A 15,514-nucleotide genomic window follows, 5' to 3' on the forward strand; every position below is an offset into this window, starting at 1 on the left:
GATAAGATGGGGAAGCACTTGAAACTGCCGTTGTGTAGAGAGTGGCTTCCTTTTATATATTTGTGTATAGATTGATTTACTAATTTAACGACATATATAATGTGGATAAAGTCTATTTAGTGAGAGAATAAAGGGATTATAATTGTTAAATTACAAAAAAGGAGCAACCCGGGTCGGGTTGCTCCTTTTTATTATTCTTAGGCTGAAGCGTTGGAGATACATTAGTTGAAGTTTCGATCTGTACAGATAGGAGGTGAATTGATTTACTGTTGATAGTAGGAGGCTTCTTCATCGGTGAACTTCAACATGCCGTCTTTTCTCTCCCCTGTAAGCCGACTCAAGACGTATAAACGCGGTGCAATGAGCCATAAGTGCCAGAAGAGTAAGGATACGGTAAAGGCTGGTGGAGACCAGAGAATGAATACGGCAGATAAGCAGATACCAATCCAGAGTGTATGTATGTGCACACGACGAAAAATCCTATAGCCTATGTACTGGTCTGTCATATAGCCTAGCCAAGGCAACCTGCGCTGGAATGCCCAGCGTTTGCGGAAGGCTGTCCCACCACCTATGTATAGGACAGATCGCGAGATTACGAAGTGTACCCATAAGGTTAGGAAAAAGGCAAGAGCAAACAAAAATACACTGGTCCAGGAAAAGGCAAGAAGCAGAAAGAGAAGCATAATAACAGGCAGTGTGAGGTGACTCCATATCAGCTGACGCGGTATATTGATTTTTTTGATGAGCTTGTAGTGATAGTAGGTAGCTTTGGTTCCGGTTTCCTCTGTCATGCGAACAGTCCTTTCATTAATCTACTGCATCACAAGTGGCTTCCCGTCCACAGCCGGAAAAAGGGACGGTACTTCGCTCATGCCGCTTTAATAAGCATCAATTTTTTTTTGTAAGAGTATAGAACGACGACATCTAGCGTTAGCTAACCTATTCTATAATTACAGGAAAAGCTCACTGATGAAGTGTACAAAGGCTTCGATGAAAGGGCATCCATACTATAGAAGCTTTTCTTATTATATCGGCATATGCGGCTGTTTTTTTAAACATACGGGGTACAAACACCATAATAGCCCAAGTGGAATATATATAGAGTATATCGTCGAACTGGGCTATGAAAAGGTTTAAAATAGTAGAAAGTGACCCATACTAATAGTAAAAGAAACAAGGTGGGATGGATATGCATGATCAAGGTGACCACCGCTGCATCATATGCGGACAACACAAACATGAAGGCATTTTTATCGTTTCCGAGTTTATCTGTGATACGTGTGAAGCGGAAATGGTGCACACGGATGCAACTGACGCCAAATATCATTTTTTTATTGATCAACTAAAGCAAATTTGGGTACAGAAAAATGCATAATATCCTTCGCTAGCTAGTGTTTGAAGGATAGGCATTCCAAGGTCTGTCGATACGGGCCTTTTTTTCTGTGAGTAAAAGTAGGATTCCGCTTGATTTTACGATAAAATAGGGTAGATATAAAGCTTTGTTTGGAAGGATTGCAGAATGATGGGGAAAAAGACGGTTCATGCACCATTAGTGGAAGCTCTAATACGTTACAGTTCTCAGGGAAATGCTTCTTTCCATGTACCCGGTCATAAAAATGGACAAGTCTATAGGCATGAAGAAATGGCGTCTCTGTTGCAAGAGGTGATGTCTATTGATGCGACGGAAATTACCGGACTGGACGATTTGCATCACCCAGAAGACGTAATCCGTGAAGGTCAGGAGCTGGCTGCGAAGTGCTTTGGTGCAGAAGAGAGCTTTTGGCTTATTGGAGGCAGCACAGTCGGTAATTTGGCTATGATTTTGACCGTATGCACGAAGCCAGGAGATGTACTATTGGTACAGCGAAATGTACACAAATCTGTACTGAACGGTCTCATGCTATCAGGGGCCAAGGCGGTATTCCTAGATCCAGAAATAGATACACTAAGCGGGCTAGCGGTTGCTCCATCGACAGACACGATAAAGGCTGCACTCAAGGACTATCCTTCGGCTAAAGGAGTGTTACTTACGCTGCCTAACTATTATGGGATGGGGCATGATCTGACTGCTACAGCTAAAGCTTGTCATGCGGCCGATGTGCCGTTGATGGTAGATGAAGCACATGGTGCTCATTATGGGCTGCATCCTTGTTTGCCAGTCTCTGCTCTTTCCTGTGGGGCTGATGTAGTCGTCCAATCGACACATAAAATGCTTCCAGCTATGACTATGGGCGCCATGCTACATGTGCAAGGACGGAGAATTCACCGGGAACTGCTCCGTCAGCGGCTGGCTATGGTGCAAAGCTCCAGCCCTTCATATCCATTAATGGCCTCGCTGGATTTGGCAAGATGGTATATTGATGCTTATGGCACGGATGCCTTTACAGAGGGCTTAGCGGCAGCAGACGCTTTTAGAAAGGGCCTGGCGCAGCTCCCACGCTTTCGCTTGGTAGAGCCTACACAGCAGGCAAGTGAAAAGTGTGACGCTCAGAAGGGGATCTCTGAGGCCCTGGAAAGGGCTGAGGAGAGGACAAATGGTTACTCAACTCAGGACCCTTTTAAAATAGTGCTGTATGATACATGGGGTGTACTAGATGGGTTTGGATTAAAACGTGAGTTGGAGACTTACGGATGTATTCCAGAGATGAGTGACGAGAAACATGTGGTTTTATTGTTTACGTTAGGCTCTATAGCTAGGGATGTGAGTCACCTGTTGCAGGCTCTTGTGCATATAAATAATGATATAAGATTTAAGGGGACGGCGGAGGAGCCGGAGTTAGCGGGGAAAGAGCAGCAGAGGCTAGAATTAGATTTTTCCACGTGGAACAATGATGGAATGAAGGCTTACTCTAGTCCGGTGCAGTTTGGGCTTCAACCGATTGATCCGGATCAGATGGAGATCGTGCCTGTAGAGGAATCAGCTGGTAGGACAGCTGCTGAAATGATTATTCCGTATCCTCCAGGCATTCCACTGCTATATGCAGGGGAAATGATCACAGAAGCGATTGCTCTGCGGATGGTTCGTCTACGTGAGCTGGGAGCTAAATGGCAAGGGGTAGCAGATGAAAGTATGCTTACGATTCGGGTATTCCGTTTACAATAAAGATTAATACTAGAGAATTAACAAATACAGAAGACTGGATAAAAGAAGCATACGCAGCCTGTGGGTGACTTTTATTTTTCAGGCAGGAAAGCAGGGAATAACATGAATCGCAAAGGCATTTTTATTACGCTGGAGGGGGGAGACGGCTCCGGTAAAACAACCATGATCCAACGACTGGCAAAGTATATGGAGGAAGAAGGCCATCCAGTCGTCACGACGAGGGAACCGGGCGGCATCGAAATTTCTGAAAAGATTCGTTCTATCATTCTGGATCCTGCTCATACCAGTATGGATGCCCGAACAGAGGCACTTTTATATGCGGCGGCGCGGCGCCAACATTTGGTGGAGAAGGTAAAGCCGGCTATTGAACAAGGAGCTATCGTATTGTGTGACCGTTTTGTGGACAGTAGCCTGGTCTATCAAGGGTTTGCAAGAGGAATCGGTATTGAAGAGGTAGCTTCGATTAATCGCTTTGCGGTAGATGATTGGGAGCCAGATGCCACGTTCTATCTGGATATTGAGCCCGAATTGGGGTTGGCAAGAATTAATGCGTCACGGGGAGAGGAAATGGATCGCCTCGATATGGAGAGCATATCGTTTCATCATAAGGTACGAGAGGCTTATCTGGAGCTTGCTCGCAAATTTCCGGAACGAATTACGATTGTGGACGCATCTCCCGCACCAGAGCAGGTAGAGCAAGTATTGAAGGATTTGCTAAAAAAGCGGTTTATTCAGAATTTTAGCGTATAATTGTCGAAGGATATACGGTAAAATTGAGCTAGGGACAAGGTGTCCCTAGTATGACTTGAAGGAGGAATACAGGATGAAGCTGATTATTGCGATTGTACAGGATAAGGACAGTAATAGATTATCCAGCGGACTGGTGAAGGCTAACTTCCGTGCTACCAAATTGGCCAGTACAGGAGGATTTCTGCGTGCAGGCAATACGACATTTATGATTGGTGTTGATGACAATCAGGTAGACTCGTTGATGAATGTCATTCGCAGCAGTTGCAAGGTACGTGAACAGCTGGTCACACCCGTTACCCCTATGAGTGGGACGACGGACTCCTATCTACCGTTGCCTGTTGAAGTGCAGGTGGGTGGAGCGACAGTTTTCGTGATGCCTGTAGACCGTTTCGAGCATTTCTGAATCTACACAATAGAACCTATTTTGCCGATATGATAGTGGAAATGCCTGTTTCTCGCTCATGATGGGAATGAGGAGCAGATCCACTAAAACGGCAGCGCTACAGCGCAGCCCCCGGAAAGCCGAAGAGACTCCCGAGTTCTCTATTGAACTGTTCGTTGAAGGGAAAAGGGAAGCATCCGGGGAGAAAGCAGGTTTATATGAAAATAAATCCGGGCTACCGCCCTTTACACAGTACATTGTCTACAAATGAAACGAGTGCTAAGCCAATTCAACCGAAAAGCTTCTCCGATGTTATGCAGCAAAATGGGGAGCAGGCTTCGAAGGAGGAATTGAACCGGCGCTTTAAGGAAATTCAAATGCAGGGAGATCGTCTTGCTCGCTCAATGACGATTCGTGAGTTGAAGGCCTATAAGATGCTGGTCAAACGGTTTTTGGAAGATACAGTTCGGCGTGGCGTGTCTATGAAAGACACAAAGGGATGGGATCGTCGGGGACGCAGCAAGCGTTATAAACTCATTGATGAAGTGGATGAGCTATTGCTCAAAATGGCAGATGAGCTGCTTGATACCGAGCAAGGGAAGATTGAGCTTTTGCAAGGAGTCGGTGAGATTAGAGGTTTGTTGATTAATCTTTCATTTTAAAATGCAGTCTTATGTTATAAATGAATACAGACGGGCTGTTGCCACGATGAAATAATCTGCTTGCTGATCATGCTGGCAGATTATTTTTGACTATGTACATGTGGGCAAACGTAGTATGCAAACAGCAGTACAGTTATACTGAAGAACCATGATTTGAGGGTGAGATCATCGGACCAGCAACAAACTCGCCCGGGGAAACAACGATTAGCTGATGGTTCATCGTTGTTTTCAGTGGAGAAAGTGAGGAAATATGTCTTTCCAACATATATTGGGGCAGGATGTAGCCAAAAAAATGCTGCAGAGTGCATTGCGGAATCACACAGTCAGCCATGCTTATGTTTTTAGCGGACCGCAGGGAAGCGGACAGATGAACATGGCACAGACCTTTGCCAAGGCTTTATTCTGTGAGAAACAGACGGATGATGCATGTGGGGAGTGCTTGTCATGCCGCAAGGTAGAGCACGGGAATCACCCGGACTTGCACATTGTAGAGCCTGATGGGGCAACGATTAAAATTGATCAGATTCGTGGGCTTCAACGAATATTTTCATACAAATCTGAAAGCTCCAACCCTAAGGTATATATCATTCGGCAGGCGGATACCATGACAGTGCAAGCTGCTAACAGCCTGCTTAAATTTTTGGAGGAGCCTCAGATTCCTGTGGTCGGTATACTCATTTCTGAAAATGGACAGGCGTTGCTGCCTACGATTCAATCGCGGACACAGCAGGTACCTTTCCACGCTTTACAGCCGGAAATGATGATGCAGGCGTTAATTGGGGAAGGCTATACGGCAGGACTTGTCCGGTCAGTGGTTCATATGGCTTCCGGACTGGAATCATGTAGAGAAATTCTCCAGCAGAATTGGTTTGCAGAAATTAGAAACGTAGTGTTACAATTAGTGAAGGAGTCCATGAGCCGGGGGAGTTCGTCAATTATTCTGGCTCAACAGAAGATTTTTAAAACTGGACTTTCTGATCACCTGGATATTCTGTTTCATCTGTTTCATTTGTGGTTCAAAGATATGCTTCATTTCCGTTACGGAAGGCACGAAAGCATTGTTTTCATAGATCATTTGGAGTCCGTCTCCAAATTGGCAATCACCCGCAGCACGGAACAATGGGTCTCTTATATGGATTTGGCCGCGAATTGCAGGAAGAAGCTCCGTTTTCACGTCAACGGACAATTATGCGTGGAGCAGCTTCTGATTGGGTTGTCCGATACAAGCGGTTCTATCACCGGCTAACAGGAAGGCGCGCTTGTTCCACTCTGCACAATCCGCGACGCCAGGTTCCCGGTTTGTGCGACAGTGAGACTTCAATTGCGGCCATTCGTACAATGTCGGCTACAAATGAGGTTTAGTGGCATACAAGGGGGTTAATTTTTGTATAGTGTAGTGGGTGTCCGTTTCAAGAAGGCGGGCAAGACTTATTATTTTGATCCGCTGGACCTTCCAGTGGAGAAAGAAAACTGCGTCATAGTAGAGACCGCACGCGGGATTGAATATGGCAAGGTTGTGGTGGGCAAAAAAGAAGTAAATGATTCGGATGTTGTCCTACCCTTAAAAAAAGTCATTCGTATTGCCGGAGATGATGACGCTCTTGTTGTAGAAGAGAATAAATTGGCGGCCAAGGATGCATTCGGTACGTGTTTAAATAAAATTAAAGACCATAACCTTAAAATGAAGCTGGTAGATGTGGAATTTACATTTGACCGCAATAAGATCATTTTTTATTTTACGGCAGAGGGTCGAGTTGATTTTCGAGAGCTTGTAAAGGATTTGGCCAGCATTTTTCGTACACGAATTGAGCTGCGGCAGATCGGAGTACGGGATGAGGCTAAAATGCTTGGTGGAATTGGACCTTGCGGACGTATTCTGTGTTGTTCCTCATGGCTGGGGGATTTTGACCCGGTATCTATTAAGATGGCGAAGGATCAGAGCTTGTCGCTGAATCCGACGAAAATTTCCGGGTTGTGCGGAAGATTGATGTGCTGTCTCAAATTTGAACATGATAACTACGAGAGCATGCGAGAAGAGCTACCTCAGGTAGGTAAGATGGTTATCACTTCTCTGGGAGAAGGAAAAGTGGTAGGTGTCAATGCAGGCCATCGTACGGTACATGTTCAACTGTTTGAGATCAGTAAGGTCAAGGAACTTCCAATGGACGATGTAGTCGTCAAGTAAACCATTAGGTTGCTTCGGGGTGGAAACTTGGATAAATTAAATGTTTTTGCGCGTATTCACGAAATGGAAACCCAAATGGGACAGTTGCATAGCGATCTGGGTGAATTGAAACTGGCAGTAAAAGAGCTGCTGGAGGAAAATCAACGACTAACGATTGAAAACGAACAGGTGCGCAAGATGCTCAAACGTGAGACCTCTGGAGAAGAAAAGACGGCAAGCAAGCCGAAACTTCCTCCTCCGATCGTCGTTAAGGATGAAGAGGAAACGGGTGAGGTCGTGGGCGAAGGCTACGACAATCTGGCAAGGCTGTATCATGAAGGATTTCATATATGCAACGTGTATTACGGACATTTGCGAACAGAAGGCGATTGCCTCTTCTGTCTGTCATTTTTGAATAAATAAAAACAAGCCGTAGGAGCAAGATGCCTACGGCTTTTTTGTAAGGAAGTATGAGTAAAAAGCGATTTAGGTTATAGGATGGGAGAGCATTATGTACGAAAATGGAAAGAAGTCTGAACGAATTGATGATCTGCTTTCACATAATCTGCGTATTATCCAAAGTGATGAAGTGTTTAGCTTTTCGATGGATGCGGTCTTGCTGGCACGGTTTGCAGGTATTCCGCTTCAGCGTGGGAAGATTCTCGATTTGTGTACGGGCAATGGGGTTGTTCCCATACTGTTGACGACACGCACCAAAGCATCTATTGAAGGAATTGAGATTCAACCACGCCTGGCGGATATGGCTAGACGGAGCGTGAGTTTGAATGGATTAGAAGATGCGATTGAGATTCGGGAAGGAGACTTGCGTGAACTGGTTCAAATCACGGGACATGGCGCGTATGATGCAATTACTGTGAATCCTCCCTATATGCCGCTAAATGGTAGCGATATCAAGCTGAACCCTCACCAGGCCATTGCGCGTCATGAAGTGAACTGTACACTGGAAGAAGTCATTCAGGCATGTTCTCGGCTTGTCCGAAATGGGGGGAAAGTATCAATGGTTCACCGCCCACAGCGGCTGGCTGAGATTATATCCTTGATGCGCAGTTATAGCCTGGAACCCAAGCGGATACGTTTTGTTCACCCACGGATTCATATGGAAGCGAATATGGTACTTGTTGAAGCGATGCGTGACGGCAAACCGGAGGTTCGCCTATTACCCCCACTCATTGTATATCAGGAAGATGGGAACTATACTCAGGAAATAAGAGAAATCTATGGAGAAGTAAGTAAGGGGGATTCAGTGTGACAGCAGCTGTACAAAAAAGCTTTAGTAACCGTGAAGAGGAACGGGGAAAGTTATATCTCGTTGCCACACCGATTGGCAATCTGGATGATATGACCTTTAGGGCAATTAACACCCTAAAGTCATGTAATATTATCGCTGCCGAGGATACGCGACAGACACGCAAACTGCTCACACATTTCGACATCACGCCGGAAATGCTCTTCAGTTATCATGAACATAATAAGGCTGCCAGTGGGCCTGAACTGATACGTTATATAATAGAAGGAAAAAATTTGGCACTGGTTAGCGATGCAGGTCTACCGGCCATTTCTGATCCTGGTTCGGATCTGGTCAAGCTGGCACTTGAAGCAGAAATCAGTGTTATTCCTATCCCAGGGGCAAATGCGGCACTATCAGCTTTAATTGCCTCAGGACTGGATACAGAGAGGTTTACCTTCGCTGGTTTTCCACCAAGGGAAAAAAAGGATCTAGAGAAGTTATTGTTATCATTTCAGGTATCCCACGGCACGATTCTTTTTTATGAATCGCCTCACCGTATTGTAAGGACATTGACAGTATTAAAGGAAACATTAGGATCACGCAAAGTGGTGCTTGCCCGTGAGCTGACCAAGTTGCATGAAGAATGGGTGCGTGGAACGGTGGAGCAGTGTCTTGCAAAATTAGAGGAAAATCCGCCGCTTGGTGAATACTGTCTGGTTGTTGAGGGGAAAAACGAAGAGGAAGAAGAACAGGAGCGGCAGGCATGGTGGCAGGACTTATCTTTGGAGTCTCATGTCGCGCATTACGAGTCAGAGGGGCTTACTCGCAAGGATGCCATGAAACGTACAGCCACAGACCGTTCAATTTCCAAGAGGGACGTGTACAACGCACTCTTATGAATACGTGTCTAAACAAAAAAGGGCCTTCCAACGGTTGGGTTCAAACCGTGGAAGGCAACAAGGAGTATATATGAAAAAGGTTAGAATTAACAATCTCTGATAAGTCTATTATATACTAAAATTCTCAGTTTGTCACAGGTGTTGGGATTTCAGAAATGCAATCTTGGCAAACAATTTTCCCTTTGAAGTAAATTACGTTCTCAGCATTGCCACAGAAGATACAAGCAGGCTCGTATTTTTTAAGCATGATGCGCTCGCCATCAACGTAAATTTCCAAAGCGTCTTTCTCTCCGATTCCCAGGGTACGGCGCAATTCGATTGGAATAACAACACGTCCGAGCTCGTCAACTTTTCTTACAATACCAGTGGATTTCATCATAATAAATCAGGCTCCTCTCGCCGTTTAAAATAATATAAGTGTCATGATTCGACAAAATTTTCTCTTTTCTGATATTTACTATACCAACGATTCCCAAAACAGTCAACCTAAAAAAAGTAGTAACAGCCTAATTATGCAAAAGTATTTAGAACAAAGAGCTTTATCCATGTACCTTACCTTATTTTACGGATGATTTGCCTTATTGTAGATTTGGAAATGTCGAAAAGTGATAATTCGACAAAAAACGACAAACGATGTCGAATAAGGGAGGGCGTTTAGGATTTTATTGTATTTTAATCCATTATTCCGAATATTAAAGGAGCTGATATCTTGCACCAGCCACTCAGTGAAGAAAAAGTTTTTAAGGACCCGGTACATAATTACATCCATGTTCAGGATACTGTGATATGGCGATTGATCAATACGCCGGAGTTCCAACGGTTACGACGCGTTCGGCAGTTAGGCACATCTTATCTTACGTTTCATGGAGCGGAGCACAGCCGGTTTTCACATTCACTGGGCGTATATGAGATTACGAGACGTATTATTTCTCAATTTGAACGTGGAGATTTTCCCGACTGGCCCAAGGAAGAAAGACTGATTGCTCTGTGTGCCGCTTTGTTGCACGATGTGGGGCACGGTCCATTTTCTCATTCAATTGAAGAAGCCTTTCATATGAACCATGAGGATTGGACATGCCGCATTGTACTGGGGGACACGAAGATCAACGCTGTGCTACGGCAAGTTGATGAGATGTTGCCCCACAAGGTCGCGGCGGTTATAGCCAAAACGTATGATAAGCCGATTGTTGTCAACTTGGTAACAAGCCCGCTGGATGCTGACCGTATGGATTATTTGTTGCGGGATGCTCATTCAACAGGTGTTAACTACGGAACAATTGATTTGGATCGTATTTTACGTTTGCTGCGCCCTCACAATGGGAGAATTGTCGTAAAAGAGTCGGGTATGCATGCAGTAGAGGATTATCTAATGTCACGCTACCAGATGTACTGGCAAATTTATTTCCATCCTGTAACACGCAGCTCAGAAATCCTGTTACGTAAAATTTTCAAGAGAGCTAAGGAATTGTTCAAAAACGGATATGAGTTTGGTTTTCTGCTGGATCCGCTGCCAGATCTATTAAAAGGAGAGCTAACAGTAGAGCAGTATTTGATGCTGGATGAGTCTTTGATTCAGACGGTATTTAGCCAATGGAAACGAGAAAAGGACGAAATTTTAAGTGATTTGAGCAGCCGTTTTATGGATCGTAGATTGTATAAATATGTAGAGATTGAAAATATGGATACAGATACCGTTGACCATATTCGAGAGGCTTTGGAAAAGGCTGGCTTGCATCCTGAATATGATCTTGAAATTGATTTTCCGACAGATCTTCCTTATGATGTGTTTCGGCAGGGCGGTTCAACGGACAACCAGATTTTACTGCTTGGACGTCAGGGCGAGGTACGGGAAATATCCGAAGTTTCAGAAATTGTACGCTCAATAAGTGGCATTCACCGAGGAAAATATCACATGTATTTTCCCCAGAATAAATTGAACGGGGTAAAAGAAAGGCTTCCTGCCGAAATAAGGAATTATTTTGTCAAACAATAGACAAATATATTGAAATGTAAGTAAGAAAAGGAGATGAAAACCTTGGATTTATTCGACACTCATACTCACCTAGATGCGCCACAATTTGACGAAGACCGTGAAGAAGTTATAGCACGTGCTGTCGAATCAGGAGTAACACGGATGATCAATATCGGATTTAATCGTGAGACCATTCCATCCACCATGAAGCTGGCTGAGACGTATGATTTTATTTATGCAGCCGTTGGATGGCATCCGCAGGATGCCATTACAATGCAGGAGGGTGATTTAGAATGGATTGCATCGTTATGCAGTCATAAAAAGGTTGTAGCGATCGGAGAGATCGGTCTGGATTATTATTGGGATACATCACCAAAGGATGTGCAGCAGCGGGTACTTCGAAATCAAATTGGCCTGGCACGTGAGCTCAACATGCCAATTGTTATCCATAACCGGGATGCACATGAAGATATTGTGAGGATTTTACGTGAGGAAAAGGCGGGCGAGATTGGCGGAGTCATGCACTCCTTTTCTGGGAGTTGGGAGACAGCTAAAATGGTGCTGGATATGGGTTTCCACCTTTCCTTCGGCGGGCCCATAACGTTCAAAAATGCCAAGCAGCCAAAAGAGGTGCTGGCCCAGGTACCGTTGGACCGTCTGCTTATTGAAACGGACGCGCCTTACTTGACGCCTCATCCGTTTCGTGGGAAGCGAAATGAGTCGGCACATGTGAGATTGGTGGCAGAGGCAGCTGCCCAAATTAAGGGAATTACGGTGGAGGAATTGGTATCCATTACGACCCAAAATGCCTTGGAACGATTTGACATTCAGTGAAAAAGCGAAGAAATCAATCAAAATAAAGAGATAGACGGAGCTAATTATGATTTTGTTGCAGGAAACTCAAGAATATTACAATTTTTTAACCGAATATTTTGAAAAATGTACTTGAAACCTGCTTTACAACATGCATGGAAACAGGATATCATCTTTTCAGTGAATTGTTGTTGAGTGTAAACATCAACAAATCATTTCATGAACCAGTCTCGCTGAGTCCCTTTTACAGGGAACGGGGGAACCGATATGGCTTACAGTACGTCCGGCGTATGTGCAAGAGATATTATCTCTTCAGTAGCCGGCTCGACCGAAATTCATTTCCTGGATGGGATTGAACAGGTAGAGAAGCCGTATTTCGATTTCTTTCTGGGTCTTCGGGGTGAATGTGAAGGCGACCGCCATGAGCGGTTGACCTAAGCTAGGGCGACTCTCTACGTCCGAACCCGACAGCTAACCCCGTAAGCGTAACAAGAGAGAAGCCATCTCGTGCATGAGTTTTCCCGCATATTCACACATGTCGGAAGCCACGAAAGAGCTCTCTAGTCTCTTTCTTTGGCTTTTTTTGTTGTGAATAAAAGAAAATCTGTCATCATACTGTGGTTAAACAGGGGAGGACAGCATGCCGCGAAGACGGGTACATGGTGCAGGACAGTCGCAGTACGGGCTTGTCTTGTAGAAAATCTGTTATAGTCACGTCAACGATCAACTATGTCTTACTCCAGACGGCGGGCTATGTAAGGAGGACGGAGGAAATGGGCATTTTCCGAAAAGAGGAGACCCATGAGTCACGCTCATCCAGCATGTCTTACGTATTACGTTGGAAGCAAGAGAATGTGCGCCAGGCTGCTTTGGTTGCTATTTTTCTAATCGCACTAACGATTATGATTTCAATTCTGATGTACACGCAATCTAAAAAACAAGTCTTTTTTGTCATCGATGGTAAGGCATCTGCGGTAGAAACCCGGGAATCCAAGCTCCAAGATTTGCTCAATGAGCATTCTATTTCACTTCAGCCGCATGATACAATTTCCATGCCGCTAAACGGGGCAGTACAGGATGGGGATCGCGTAGTCATTAAACGTGCCAATCAGGTTAAAGTATCCTCAGGCAATGAGACGAAAAAGCTGTACACAACAGAAAATACAGTAGAGGGTGCCATTCGCACTTCGGGCTATAAATTATCATCAACGGATAAAGTTTACCCTGCGTTGGATGCCTCTGTTTCAGCTAACATGGACATAAAAATCGTCCGTGTGAAGAAACAGCAGGTCGAACAGAAAAAACAAGTGCCTTATCAGGTCATCAAAACGGCAGATCCAAGTCTCTATAAAGGCGATAATCGAGTCATTCAAAGTGGCAAATCGGGTGTGGTAGTCCAGCATGTTCAAAAGGTATACCATGATGGAAAATTGGTGTCCAAACAGCTGGTCAACAAGGAAGTCGCACAAAATCGTGTGGATAAGGTAATTGCGGTAGGGACGAAGAAAAAACCGGTCGTTCTAGCTGCTTCCATCGGCCCTAAAGATGCGGTTAAGGCTACAAAGGTTAGTTCGGGCAGTGCTGTCCGTAAAGCAGGTATTAATTTTAATTATAAAAAAGTTTTACAAAATGTCTCCATGACGGCGTACTCTGCCCAGGAGCCAGGTATTGGTACACGTACCGCCTCCGGCACGCGTGTCACGGAAGGACGCACCATCGCTGTCGATCCGAATGTAATTCCCATCGGCTGGTGGGTGTATATTGAAGGGGTAGGCTTCCGCCGTGCGGAGGATACCGGTGGCGCGATTAAAGGCCACAAAATCGATGTGTATTATGAGAGTTTAAGCCGGGCTAACCAATTTGGTCGTAAGCACGGTAAAACCGTATATGTTATCGGACCTGTAAAGCCGGAAATCAACTAAAACAGGTTGTGTATGTTGAGGACAATGCGATAGTATTAACAACATAGTTATGCCATGCTAAGAAGAGGATATCCTCTTCTTATTTTGTTTTCAAAAGCAGGGAAAGATAATATATGTTGCTGTATAGCAGTGGAGGGAAACGAAGATGATCAAGGAAGTGATCGTGGTGGAAGGCCGGGATGATACGGTAGCCATTCGCCGTGCTGTCGAAGCAGATACGATAGAAACTGGCGGTTCAGCCATTAATAAAATGACGCTGCGGAAAATTGCATTGGCACAGGAACGGCGGGGGGTCATTATTTTAACTGATCCCGATCATGCAGGGGAGCGTATCCGTAAAATTATCGCCTCCAAGGTCCCCGGCTGCAAGCAGGCTTTTATACCTGAGGCAGAGGCGACACGCAAAGGGGATATTGGCGTGGAGAATGCCTCCCCGGAAGCCATCAGACACGCTCTCGCGCGGGTACATACGACAGTGGAAGGCGCCGAACCGCTGATTGAAATGGCGGACCTGATTGACGCTGGACTTATTACCCACCCCAATGCTGCTGCACGCCGTATGGCCTTGGGGAATGTACTGGGTATTGGCTATTGTAACGGAAAGCAGCTACATAAGCGGCTCTCTGTCTTTCAGATCAGTCGTGAGGAATTTGCCAGTGCGCTGGCACAAATCGAAAGTGAAGGATTGTGATATCCGTATGACAGGGATTCAAGATATAGCAACACCGCGGCGTACGAAGGAAATTATTCAAAGGCACGGTTTTTCGTTCAAAAAGAGTCTGGGACAAAACTTTCTGATTGATCAAAATATTCTGAGCAAGATCGTAAATGCTGCCGGATTGGATGATACAAAGGGCGCGCTTGAGATCGGTCCGGGCATTGGAGCTTTGACCGAGAAGTTGGCACAATCCGCTAAGGCAGTTACCGCTGTTGAGATTGACCAGCGGCTGTTGCCCATTCTTGAAGAAGTGCTGGCCCCTTACGAGCATGTAAAGGTTCGCCATGGAGACGTGTTAAAGCTGGATTTGCGTGAAGTGTTTGCAGTCGATTTTGCAGACGTGGGCAAAGTGAGTGTCGTCGCTAATCTGCCGTATTACGTCACTACACCGATTCTGATGCGTCTACTGGAGGACAAGCTTCCTTTGGAGAATATCGTCGTTATGATTCAAAAGGAGGTGGCTGAGCGCATGGCTGCGTCTCCTGGTACGAAGGATTACGGCAGCTTAAGCATAGCCGTGCAATATTACAGTGAGCCTGAGTTAGTCTGTACGGTGCCGAATACAGTATTTATTCCGCAGCCGAATGTTGATTCGGCAGTTATTCGGCTGCGTGTACGAGAAGTCCCTCCGGTGGAAGTGGTGGACGAGAAGCACTTTTTTGAAGTGGTTCATGCCGCTTTTGCCCAACGCCGTAAAACCATTTCAAATAACCTAAAAAGCCGCTTCTTCACCAAAGAGAACAGGGACACGCTGGAGCCGCTGTTGCAACAAGCTGATATTGAGCCCTCCCGTCGAGGGGAAACGCTGAGTATCGAGGAATTTGCGCGTCTGAGCGCCGTGCTATTGGAGGCTGGTATATCCTAAGTTGGAACCAAACTG

General features: G+C 45.3%; 17 protein-coding genes and 1 riboswitch. Of the genes, 15 read left to right on the forward strand and 2 right to left on the reverse strand.

All coding sequences use genetic code 11. The annotated features are described in order from the left end of the window. Nucleotides 1–263 precede the first annotated feature (263 nt). Nucleotides 264–791, reverse strand: a complete 528-nt coding sequence (locus tag EGM68_RS00545) for a hypothetical protein (protein WP_013368654.1) — start codon at nucleotides 789–791, stop codon at nucleotides 264–266. A gap of 398 nt (nucleotides 792–1,189) precedes the next feature. On the opposite strand from EGM68_RS00545, the gene EGM68_RS00550 reads away from it, so the two are divergent. From EGM68_RS00550 to rsmI, 10 genes are all read left to right on the forward strand, one after another. Beyond that, the gene (locus tag EGM68_RS00550) at nucleotides 1,190–1,375 is read left to right on the forward strand and encodes a sigma factor G inhibitor Gin (RefSeq protein WP_013368656.1); all 186 of its coding nucleotides are present in this window, start codon (nucleotides 1,190–1,192) and stop codon (nucleotides 1,373–1,375) included. A gap of 144 nt (nucleotides 1,376–1,519) precedes the next feature. Next, nucleotides 1,520–3,103, forward strand: a complete 1,584-nt coding sequence (locus tag EGM68_RS00555) for an aminotransferase class I/II-fold pyridoxal phosphate-dependent enzyme (protein WP_129548494.1) — start codon at nucleotides 1,520–1,522, stop codon at nucleotides 3,101–3,103. A 102-nt stretch (nucleotides 3,104–3,205) separates the two neighbouring features. Beyond that, nucleotides 3,206–3,853 (forward strand): dTMP kinase, encoded by a 648-nt coding sequence (tmk, locus tag EGM68_RS00560; protein WP_013368658.1) that lies wholly within the window; start codon nucleotides 3,206–3,208, stop codon nucleotides 3,851–3,853. Between the two features lie 73 nt (nucleotides 3,854–3,926). Then, the gene (locus EGM68_RS00565; RefSeq protein WP_007427998.1) at nucleotides 3,927–4,256 is read left to right on the forward strand and encodes a cyclic di-AMP receptor DarA; all 330 of its coding nucleotides are present in this window, start codon (nucleotides 3,927–3,929) and stop codon (nucleotides 4,254–4,256) included. Nucleotides 4,257–4,453: 197 nt separating this feature from the next. Beyond that, nucleotides 4,454–4,897: a YaaR family protein gene (locus EGM68_RS00570; protein ID WP_013368659.1), complete on the forward strand. Its 444-nt coding sequence runs from the start codon at nucleotides 4,454–4,456 to the stop codon at nucleotides 4,895–4,897. Nucleotides 4,898–5,147: 250 nt separating this feature from the next. Next, entirely contained in the window at nucleotides 5,148–6,143 is a 996-nt protein-coding gene (gene holB / locus EGM68_RS00575) for a DNA polymerase III subunit delta' (protein WP_013368661.1), read from the forward strand. 138 nt (nucleotides 6,144–6,281) lie between these two features. After that, a complete protein-coding gene (locus EGM68_RS00580; RefSeq protein ID WP_013368662.1) occupies nucleotides 6,282–7,082 on the forward strand; it encodes a PSP1 domain-containing protein in 801 nt (266 codons plus the stop codon). Between the two features lie 27 nt (nucleotides 7,083–7,109). Then, complete coding sequence (gene yabA / locus EGM68_RS00585) at nucleotides 7,110–7,484, forward strand: DNA replication initiation control protein YabA (RefSeq protein ID WP_013368663.1); 375 nt, start codon at nucleotides 7,110–7,112, stop codon at nucleotides 7,482–7,484. 88 nt (nucleotides 7,485–7,572) lie between these two features. Beyond that, nucleotides 7,573–8,331: a tRNA1(Val) (adenine(37)-N6)-methyltransferase gene (locus tag EGM68_RS00590; RefSeq protein WP_129548495.1), complete on the forward strand. Its 759-nt coding sequence runs from the start codon at nucleotides 7,573–7,575 to the stop codon at nucleotides 8,329–8,331. Beyond that, nucleotides 8,328–9,209, forward strand: a complete 882-nt coding sequence (rsmI, locus tag EGM68_RS00595; protein WP_040102451.1) for a 16S rRNA (cytidine(1402)-2'-O)-methyltransferase — start codon at nucleotides 8,328–8,330, stop codon at nucleotides 9,207–9,209. The genes EGM68_RS00590 and rsmI overlap by 4 nt, the downstream gene beginning before the upstream one ends. A gap of 124 nt (nucleotides 9,210–9,333) precedes the next feature. Here the strand turns inward: rsmI and EGM68_RS00600 are convergent, their stop codons facing one another. Then, complete coding sequence (locus EGM68_RS00600; RefSeq protein ID WP_007428005.1) at nucleotides 9,334–9,588, reverse strand: AbrB/MazE/SpoVT family DNA-binding domain-containing protein; 255 nt, start codon at nucleotides 9,586–9,588, stop codon at nucleotides 9,334–9,336. Nucleotides 9,589–9,918: 330 nt separating this feature from the next. On the opposite strand from EGM68_RS00600, the gene EGM68_RS00605 reads away from it, so the two are divergent. The 5 genes from EGM68_RS00605 to rsmA all read left to right on the forward strand — a co-directional run bounded on the left by EGM68_RS00605 (nucleotide 9,919) and on the right by rsmA (nucleotide 15,499). After that, nucleotides 9,919–11,202 (forward strand): HD domain-containing protein, encoded by a 1,284-nt coding sequence (locus tag EGM68_RS00605; protein WP_129548496.1) that lies wholly within the window; start codon nucleotides 9,919–9,921, stop codon nucleotides 11,200–11,202. Nucleotides 11,203–11,244: 42 nt separating this feature from the next. Then, nucleotides 11,245–12,015 carry a TatD family hydrolase gene (locus EGM68_RS00610; RefSeq protein WP_090737502.1) on the forward strand — a complete coding sequence of 257 codons (771 nt, stop codon included), beginning with the start codon at nucleotides 11,245–11,247 and terminating at the stop codon, nucleotides 12,013–12,015. Nucleotides 12,016–12,215: 200 nt separating this feature from the next. Continuing rightward, nucleotides 12,216–12,496: riboswitch (cyclic di-AMP (ydaO/yuaA leader) on the forward strand. Between the two features lie 271 nt (nucleotides 12,497–12,767). Beyond that, entirely contained in the window at nucleotides 12,768–13,916 is a 1,149-nt protein-coding gene (locus EGM68_RS00615) for a resuscitation-promoting factor (RefSeq protein WP_013368668.1), read from the forward strand. A gap of 145 nt (nucleotides 13,917–14,061) precedes the next feature. Beyond that, nucleotides 14,062–14,607, forward strand: coding sequence for a ribonuclease M5 (gene rnmV / locus EGM68_RS00620; RefSeq protein WP_013368669.1), 546 nt, complete (start codon nucleotides 14,062–14,064; stop codon nucleotides 14,605–14,607). A gap of 7 nt (nucleotides 14,608–14,614) precedes the next feature. Next, nucleotides 14,615–15,499, forward strand: a complete 885-nt coding sequence (gene rsmA / locus EGM68_RS00625) for a 16S rRNA (adenine(1518)-N(6)/adenine(1519)-N(6))-dimethyltransferase RsmA (protein WP_129550277.1) — start codon at nucleotides 14,615–14,617, stop codon at nucleotides 15,497–15,499. The last annotated feature ends 15 nt before the right edge of the window (nucleotides 15,500–15,514 follow it).

The sequence above is a fragment of the Paenibacillus sp. M-152 genome (genome assembly GCF_003856555.1).
Lineage (GTDB): Bacteria > Bacillota > Bacilli > Paenibacillales > Paenibacillaceae > Paenibacillus > Paenibacillus polymyxa_C.

What these genes read in the sequence shown, in the direction of transcription:
- EGM68_RS00545 (WP_013368654.1), bottom strand. Translation starts at nt 791, where the DNA reads ATGACAGAGGAAACCGGAACCAAAGCTACCTACTATCACTACAAGCTC.
- EGM68_RS00550 (WP_013368656.1), top strand. Translation starts at nt 1,190, where the DNA reads ATGCATGATCAAGGTGACCACCGCTGCATCATATGCGGACAACACAAA.
- EGM68_RS00555 (WP_129548494.1), top strand. Translation starts at nt 1,520, where the DNA reads ATGATGGGGAAAAAGACGGTTCATGCACCATTAGTGGAAGCTCTAATA.
- tmk (WP_013368658.1), top strand. Translation starts at nt 3,206, where the DNA reads ATGAATCGCAAAGGCATTTTTATTACGCTGGAGGGGGGAGACGGCTCC.
- EGM68_RS00565 (WP_007427998.1), top strand. Translation starts at nt 3,927, where the DNA reads ATGAAGCTGATTATTGCGATTGTACAGGATAAGGACAGTAATAGATTA.
- EGM68_RS00570 (WP_013368659.1), top strand. Translation starts at nt 4,454, where the DNA reads ATGAAAATAAATCCGGGCTACCGCCCTTTACACAGTACATTGTCTACA.
- holB (WP_013368661.1), top strand. Translation starts at nt 5,148, where the DNA reads ATGTCTTTCCAACATATATTGGGGCAGGATGTAGCCAAAAAAATGCTG.
- EGM68_RS00590 (WP_129548495.1), top strand. Translation starts at nt 7,573, where the DNA reads ATGTACGAAAATGGAAAGAAGTCTGAACGAATTGATGATCTGCTTTCA.
- EGM68_RS00600 (WP_007428005.1), bottom strand. Translation starts at nt 9,588, where the DNA reads ATGATGAAATCCACTGGTATTGTAAGAAAAGTTGACGAGCTCGGACGT.
- EGM68_RS00615 (WP_013368668.1), top strand. Translation starts at nt 12,768, where the DNA reads ATGGGCATTTTCCGAAAAGAGGAGACCCATGAGTCACGCTCATCCAGC.
- rnmV (WP_013368669.1), top strand. Translation starts at nt 14,062, where the DNA reads ATGATCAAGGAAGTGATCGTGGTGGAAGGCCGGGATGATACGGTAGCC.
- rsmA (WP_129550277.1), top strand. Translation starts at nt 14,615, where the DNA reads ATGACAGGGATTCAAGATATAGCAACACCGCGGCGTACGAAGGAAATT.